Here is a 6958-nt window from a genome sequence, read left to right on the forward strand (position 1 = left end):
GGAAAATCTTATTGGAATGAGGATTAGCAAGAGTGCGAGGGTGTGCTTTCTTTTGCTTCGTTTTCTTTGCACAAGCAAAGAAAATGAAGTCGCCCTTTAGGGCGAAACCTAAATGTTAGATAAGAAATAATTTAGCTCAAAGTTTTATAATTGACTTTGTCAATAAACTGAGTCCACTCTCTAGTGGCACATTTATTATTACTTACGAAAACGCCGCTTTCTTTGATGATACTGTTTACTTCTCGATTGATTCTCTAATGATTTACGGGCTAACTTCATCGGTACAAATTTAATCTTACGACGGCGGAAAAAATAGTGAATACTGCTTGCGATTACTAAGCCAACCAATAAAATCACTATCACTTCTGCATATAAATAACGAAATTGCTGATTAATATTACTCTCTGTCGTTTGCCCATATTGCCCATCAAAAGTAACACGCAAAAAGCCAATAATATTATTCTGCTCAAAAATAGGCTCAACAATTTGCTGTGTTTTTAACGCATTGCCTTCACCGTCTAAGCCTAATTGTTGTCGTAAATTTAAGGTATTCTGACTTTGCGCCAATAACTCACCATTACCACTATATAACGACGCATCTAGCACAAACTTTTCACGACTAAATGTATTTAATAAATCGGTTAATTTCTCGGTAGAAGCATTATTCGCTAACATTGTAGAAAAGAGATTCGCCTGTTGGCGTACCAAGACGTGCGACAAATTTGATACTTGATTAATACTGGCTAATTGAGAACCAAACTTGAATTGATTAATCCCAAATAAAATAACCCCAATAGTGATACAGCTCACTATCAGGATCCCTAATAACAAAATGACACGAATGCTCTTTTCTCTAACGCTATACAAGATTTTTCCTTTATTATTTCTATTCCAGCCGATTTATGCTTAAATGCGGATTGTAGCAAATTTTTTTCTTAATCCTAAAAATTAAATATAAGGTTTTTTTATGCAAACATTTTGTCCTGTCATTGATACTCCTGCTAATTATTGTACTGATGTTCCTCGTTTTATTCTTTATAGCCAACACTTTGAACAAGCAAAACTACAACAATTTCTTAATTCTGCACAGCAATTAACGTTATTAACCGAATGGAACATTTTTGAATATCATTGCGTAATGTTGCAACACCCAACACCACAACAACTTATTCCGTTAGCACATCAACTTGGTTTTGATTTGTTTGTTATTAGTGGGCATCCTGTTTTACAACAAGCTGGTTTATTAGTCATGGATATGGATTCTACCGCTATTCAAATTGAGTGTATTGATGAAGTGGCAAAACTCGCTGGCACAGGTGAAATGGTTGCAGCAATTACGGAAAGCGCTATGCGTGGTGAACTCGACTTTAAACAAAGTCTGCGTCGTCGTGTTGCTACATTGAAAGGTGCATCAGCAACGATCTTAGATCAAGTGCGTAATCATCTACCGATTATGCCTGGTTTAGAAAGAACACTTACCGAATTACAAAAATTAGGCTGGAAAGTGGCGATTGCTTCAGGTGGTTTTACCTATTTTGCTGAAGTGCTGCAACAAAAATTTGGTTTAGTCGCGGTTTATGCGAATCGTTTTGCAATTCAAGAGGGCATTCTGACTGGACAAGTTGATGGTGAGATTGTTGATGCGCAATATAAAGCCAATGTATTACAACAACTTGCGCAGCAACATCAAATTGAGATTCAGCAATGTATTGCCATTGGTGACGGCGCTAATGATTTATTAATGATGCAAGCAGCTGGCTTAGGCGTGGCTTATCACGCGAAACCAAAAGTGCAACAACAAGCACAAACTATGGTAAACTTCGCTGACTTAACTGCACTACTCTGTATTTTGAGTGCTAACCAAATAGACTTCCATTTTCAACAACAAAAATAACGAGGAATATTATGCCTTCATTTGATATTGTTTCTGAAATTACGATGCACGAAATTAAAAATGCGGTCGATAATGCTAATCGTGATCTCAGTAATCGTTGGGATTTTCGTAACGTTACCGCTTCTATTGAACTAAACGAAAAAAATGAAACGATCAAAGTTGCAACAGAATCTGATTTCCAACTCGAACAACTGATTGATATTTTGCGTAATGCGATGCAAAAACGCAGCATTGAACCGACTTCATTAGATATTCCTGCTGATTATGAACATAGCGGAAAAACCTACTCTAAAGAAATTAAAATCAAACAAGGAATTGAAACTGAATTAGCGAAAAAGATCACAAAACTGATCAAAGATTCTAAATTAAAAGTGCAAAGCCAAATTCAAGGTGATAAAGTTCGCGTAACAGGTAAATCCAGAGATGATTTACAAAGTGTTATTCAATTAGTCAAAGGCGCTGAATTAGGACAACCTTTCCAATTTAATAACTTCCGCGATTAATATTAAGGAGCACACTATGCCGCAAGATACTCAAGAAAAAACAGGCTTGTTTAAAAAATGGCTCAAGAAATATGATGATTTCTGTAAAGAGCTTGGTGTTGATCAAGGTGCTTGCCGCAGTTGTGTACCGATTTATAAACAAGATCCTGAACCTGAAAAGAAACCACAGAAAACTCATCAGGATCAATAATCAGAATTTAACAATACTATCAGTTAATCAGTTACAGCTGATTAACTGATTTATTTTTTCTTAGTTTAGATTCCTAATCAAATAAACCAACAAAATATGAAAGCATTACAACAACAAATCGATGAGTTACGCAATACGCTGCGTTATCACGAATATCAATATCATGTGTTGGATAATCCTGTTATTCCTGATGCCGAATACGATCGGATGATGAACCAACTTAAACAATTAGAAGCCGAACATCCAGAATTAATTACTAGCGATTCCCCGACACAACGAGTTGGCGCAAAACCAGATAATGGTTTTCAACAAATTACTCACGAAATTCCAATGCTCTCATTAGACAATGCATTTTCTGATGAAGAGTTTTTTGCTTTTATTCGCCGTATTGAAGATCGTTTGGGCGCATTACCTAAGCCTTTTACCTTCTGTTGTGAACCAAAACTCGATGGTTTAGCCGTCAGTATCTTATATGTGAAGGGTAAATTAACCCAAGCTGCAACACGTGGTGATGGTGTTACTGGTGAAGATATTACCGCTAATATTCGTACTATTCGCAATATTCCATTACAACTACGAACCGATACGCCACCTGCTCGTTTAGAAGTGCGTGGTGAAGTCTTTATGCCGCACGATGGTTTTGAAAAATTAAATCAACATGCACTGGAGCATGGTGAAAAAACCTTTGCCAATCCGCGTAATGCAGCGGCTGGTTCATTACGCCAATTAGATCCACAAGTTACTTATCATCGTCCATTAATGCTTAATGCTTATGGCATTGGTATTGCAGAGGGCGTAGATTTACCTACTACACACTACGATCGTCTGCAATGGCTAAAAAGTATTGGGATCCCGGTTAATAAAGAGATTCGTTTATGTGACGGTACCGAACAAGTGTTAGAGTTCTATCGTGACATTGCGCAAAAACGCAGCCAACTAGGTTATGACATTGATGGTACGGTATTAAAAGTCAATGATATTGCCTTACAAAATGAACTAGGTTTTATCTCGAAAGCACCTCGTTGGGCGATTGCTTATAAATTCCCTGCGCAAGAAGAATTGACTGTATTAAACGATGTTGAATTCCAAGTTGGGCGTACTGGTGCTATCACGCCGGTTGCCAAATTAGAACCTGTCTATGTTGCTGGCGTAACTGTTAGCAATGCTACTTTGCATAATGGTGATGAAATTGCACGTTTAGATATTGCAATTGGCGATACAGTGATTATTCGTCGTGCTGGTGATGTTATTCCACAAATTATTGGTGTGGTACATGATCGCCGCCCTGCTAATGCAAAACCTATTATTTTCCCGACTCGTTGCCCTGTTTGTGATTCTGCGATTGTACGCATTGATGGTGAAGCAGTAGCACGCTGTACCGGTGGTCTGGTTTGTGAAGCACAACGTAAAGAGGGGCTCAAACATTTTGTGTCACGCAAAGCAATGGATATTGAGGGTGTAGGCGATAAGCTGATTGAACAATTAGTCGATCGTGAATATTTGCATACACCAGCAGATCTTTTCCGCTTAACGAAAGAAACTCTAATGGGTTTGGAAAGAATGGGGGAAAAATCTGCCGAAAATGCTTTAGCTAGCCTAGAAAAAGCGAAGAAAACAACACTAGCACGTTTCTTATTTGCATTAGGTATTCGTGAAGTAGGTGAAGCCACTGCGCGTAATTTAGCTAACCATTTCCACACTTTGGAAAATATCCAGCAAGCGACATTAGAACAATTATTGGAAGTGCAAGATATTGGTGAGGTAGTTGCTAATCGTATTATCTTATTCTGGCAAGAAGAACATAACCGTAGTGTTGTACAACAACTGATTGAACAAGGTGTGCATTGGGATGAAGTGCAAGCAACAGAAATCAAAGACAATCCGTTGAAAGAAAAAACGGTTGTCTTAACTGGAACGCTAACCCAAATGACACGCGATGAAGCAAAAGCAATCCTATTACAACTTGGCTGTAAAGTTACTGGCAGCGTTTCAAGCAAAACAGATTTTGTCATTGCTGGCGATAATGCTGGTTCTAAGTTACAAAAAGCGGAAAGTTTAGGCGTTGCTATCCTTTCAGAACAACAATTCTTAGAGATTGTTAATCAATAAACGACATAATTGCAGTAGTAACTGAGCTTGTTACTACTGCAATAAATCTTTAATGTTTGAAATTTACCCAAACAAGTTATGCGGTACTGACAAAACTAGACTTAATAGTTATCTTTGTCTATAATCGTCCAGTCTTTCCGATGCCCCCATAGCTCAGTCGGTCAGAGCAGTCGACTCATAATCGATTGGTCACAGGTTCAAGTCCTGTTGGGGGCACCATTCATATCATAGTACTTTTTCAACTATCCCACTCGCTATTATCATTAATTATTTTTCTAATAAAAAAGTTTTTTACTTTTCTCACGTAAGATAAAAAATACACAGAATCCTATGATTTAAAGAAAGAAACTCTTCAAGACTGAAGAGGGTTGGGAGATTTGATAAACCTATATATTTCAATAATTTATCCAAAATACACTATGTACTAAAATCTACAATAATCACCCAATTCCATCATAAATTGTCATTTTTCAATATCCACAAACGAACAATCTTCCAACTCCAATTTTCGATTGACCTGACAAACCACTTCCATATCTGGAATAAGTTCTTTAGATCGCAGAATTAACATCACCGCACCATCAGAAAAACATTCAACTTCATGCAGCCGCAGATTTGTCATCAATATATCGTACTCTTCCTTATGGACATTTTTGATATCTATATATCCATATACTGTTTTAATCATTTCTTTGGCAATGATTTGTTTTAATTTTTCATATTGTTGTGAATTCAGTTGCTGCATCACTTCTTCACCAAGAGCAATTACTTCCTGAAAATCTTCAATCTCCACAGGTTTTGACTCATTATCATCATCTTCATCCAACGCAAAGCTCACCGAAATTTCTTCACCCTGAAATTTCATCAAAGCATTTAACCACTCCTCATTCATAGAAAATTGATAAAAAATACTCATCATCTCCCTCTCTTTTAAACCATCAGAATTTATTCATAAATAACAACTATTAAAATATTGATTACACAAGATTTAAAATTAATCCAAAAATACGATCAACAACGCATTAAAAGTAAATTTCAATTCTCTTCTCTCACCAAATCCAGCGATTTAATTAGTGGAGATAATTCTTTAATACGATGACGCAAATGATCTTTTTGTGCTTCAGACAGTAAATCCCCTTTCTCTTTTACTTTTTCAATTCTTTCTTTTAAATGTTTTCTTTGCTGACGATGGATCTTTTTTAATTGCGTAATATCTGTATGAATTGCTTGCACTGTCATAGTTTGTTTATCCCGTATTGAAGCTAATACCGCTCGTCATAATGCCAAAACTACTACATCATCATCCATTAAATAAGCTATTTGTTTAAACACTACCCGTCACTAAAACACTTTATTCATTCCATTGAATAAAGCGATTAGATTATAGAAAGTATTCAACCTTCAGTGATTAAAAGGTATTGCTTCAATCACTGAAGGTACGATAGGTTACTTAAACTGCCACGATAATGCTAAACGTAAGTTATACGAACCAGTACGACCATGACCAAACTCTTTCTCAGCATCAATAAAGACATTAGTCTTTTCACTGACATGGGCATTGTAGCCGACACCAACAGCATACCAAGTACCTCTGGTGTTCCAACTAGTGTGATAATCCCCAGTACGGTCGCTAGCACTAAATGAACGTTTGCCTAAAAACTCATGCATAATATTGCCTTTCGCATAAAGACGATTATCACCGCTTTCATCTAATAATCGGACAATATCCACACCAGCACGACCAATTAAACTTTTCGCATGACCAAGTTTCACATCAATATCATTACTGGTGCGATAGTTCGCGCCGGTTAAGTAAGCAAATTGCAATTGCGCTTGCGGTACCATATACCAACGTTTGTTATCATCAATAAATTTGCGATAACCATGTTCGGTACTTGCCGTAAAGAGGTAATTCTTATAACTGCCTTTACCCCAAAGGCTGCCATCGCTCATCACTGCTTGATAATGATTATGTAATGCGCCAACTCTTAACACGTTATCATTGTAGTAACTGTTATCACCAGCTTGGTTATTCCATTGGTTAGTGTTATAAAGGCTTAATTCATACTTCTTAATATTGCCTTTACTCCATTCATCCACTAATCTGGCTTTGCCATAACCATAAGTGAAGCTTAAACCCCATTTTTGTTTCTTCTCGTCATTGTTATAACGGAATTTGTCATAACCAATTTCATAGTCATTATGGTTTAAGCTAAAACGGTCTGTTTCTTTTAAGCGAGTATGGATACCTCTTATCCAAGC

General features: G+C 36.9%; 8 protein-coding genes and 1 tRNA gene. 5 read left to right on the forward strand and 4 right to left on the reverse strand.

Annotation, left to right across the window (positions count from 1 at the left end; translation table 11 throughout):
* Positions 1-198 precede the first annotated feature (198 nt).
* Entirely contained in the window at positions 199-867 is a 669-nt protein-coding gene (locus QS62_RS05115; protein WP_066106895.1) for a YtjB family periplasmic protein, read from the reverse strand.
* 100 nt (positions 868-967) lie between these two features.
* Here QS62_RS05115 and serB point away from each other — a divergent pair, with 100 nt between their 5' ends.
* The 5 genes from serB to QS62_RS05135 all read left to right on the forward strand — a co-directional run bounded on the left by serB (position 968) and on the right by QS62_RS05135 (position 4915).
* Entirely contained in the window at positions 968-1894 is a 927-nt protein-coding gene (gene serB / locus QS62_RS05120) for a phosphoserine phosphatase (protein ID WP_066106899.1), read from the forward strand.
* Between the two features lie 11 nt (positions 1895-1905).
* A complete protein-coding gene (locus tag QS62_RS05125; RefSeq protein WP_066106902.1) occupies positions 1906-2397 on the forward strand; it encodes a YajQ family cyclic di-GMP-binding protein in 492 nt (163 codons plus the stop codon).
* A gap of 16 nt (positions 2398-2413) precedes the next feature.
* Positions 2414-2587 (forward strand): DUF5363 family protein, encoded by a 174-nt coding sequence (locus QS62_RS12045; RefSeq protein ID WP_197495428.1) that lies wholly within the window; start codon positions 2414-2416, stop codon positions 2585-2587.
* A gap of 96 nt (positions 2588-2683) precedes the next feature.
* Positions 2684-4696, forward strand: a complete 2013-nt coding sequence (gene ligA / locus QS62_RS05130; RefSeq protein WP_066106906.1) for an NAD-dependent DNA ligase LigA — start codon at positions 2684-2686, stop codon at positions 4694-4696.
* A 142-nt stretch (positions 4697-4838) separates the two neighbouring features.
* A tRNA-Ile gene (locus QS62_RS05135) sits at positions 4839-4915 on the forward strand.
* A 244-nt stretch (positions 4916-5159) separates the two neighbouring features.
* On the opposite strand, the gene QS62_RS05140 is transcribed toward QS62_RS05135, so the two are convergent.
* From QS62_RS05140 to QS62_RS05150, 3 genes are all read right to left on the reverse strand, one after another.
* Positions 5160-5615 (reverse strand): hypothetical protein, encoded by a 456-nt coding sequence (locus QS62_RS05140; RefSeq protein WP_066106909.1) that lies wholly within the window; start codon positions 5613-5615, stop codon positions 5160-5162.
* 116 nt (positions 5616-5731) lie between these two features.
* Complete coding sequence (locus QS62_RS05145) at positions 5732-5935, reverse strand: hypothetical protein (RefSeq protein WP_066106912.1); 204 nt, start codon at positions 5933-5935, stop codon at positions 5732-5734.
* Between the two features lie 207 nt (positions 5936-6142).
* Positions 6143-6958 (reverse strand): autotransporter outer membrane beta-barrel domain-containing protein (locus QS62_RS05150; RefSeq protein WP_156550071.1); only part of this gene is annotated, 816 nt, incomplete at its 5' end.

This window comes from Gallibacterium salpingitidis (genome assembly GCF_001678495.1).
Lineage (GTDB): Bacteria > Pseudomonadota > Gammaproteobacteria > Enterobacterales > Pasteurellaceae > Gallibacterium > Gallibacterium salpingitidis.

Excerpts from the sequence above, each read along its gene's own strand:
- serB (WP_066106899.1), top strand. The coding sequence starts at position 968 with ATGCAAACATTTTGTCCTGTCATTGATACTCCTGCTAATTATTGTACT.
- QS62_RS05125 (WP_066106902.1), top strand. The coding sequence starts at position 1,906 with ATGCCTTCATTTGATATTGTTTCTGAAATTACGATGCACGAAATTAAA.
- QS62_RS12045 (WP_197495428.1), top strand. The coding sequence starts at position 2,414 with ATGCCGCAAGATACTCAAGAAAAAACAGGCTTGTTTAAAAAATGGCTC.
- ligA (WP_066106906.1), top strand. The coding sequence starts at position 2,684 with ATGAAAGCATTACAACAACAAATCGATGAGTTACGCAATACGCTGCGT.
- QS62_RS05140 (WP_066106909.1), bottom strand. The coding sequence starts at position 5,615 with ATGATGAGTATTTTTTATCAATTTTCTATGAATGAGGAGTGGTTAAAT.
- QS62_RS05145 (WP_066106912.1), bottom strand. The coding sequence starts at position 5,935 with ATGACAGTGCAAGCAATTCATACAGATATTACGCAATTAAAAAAGATC.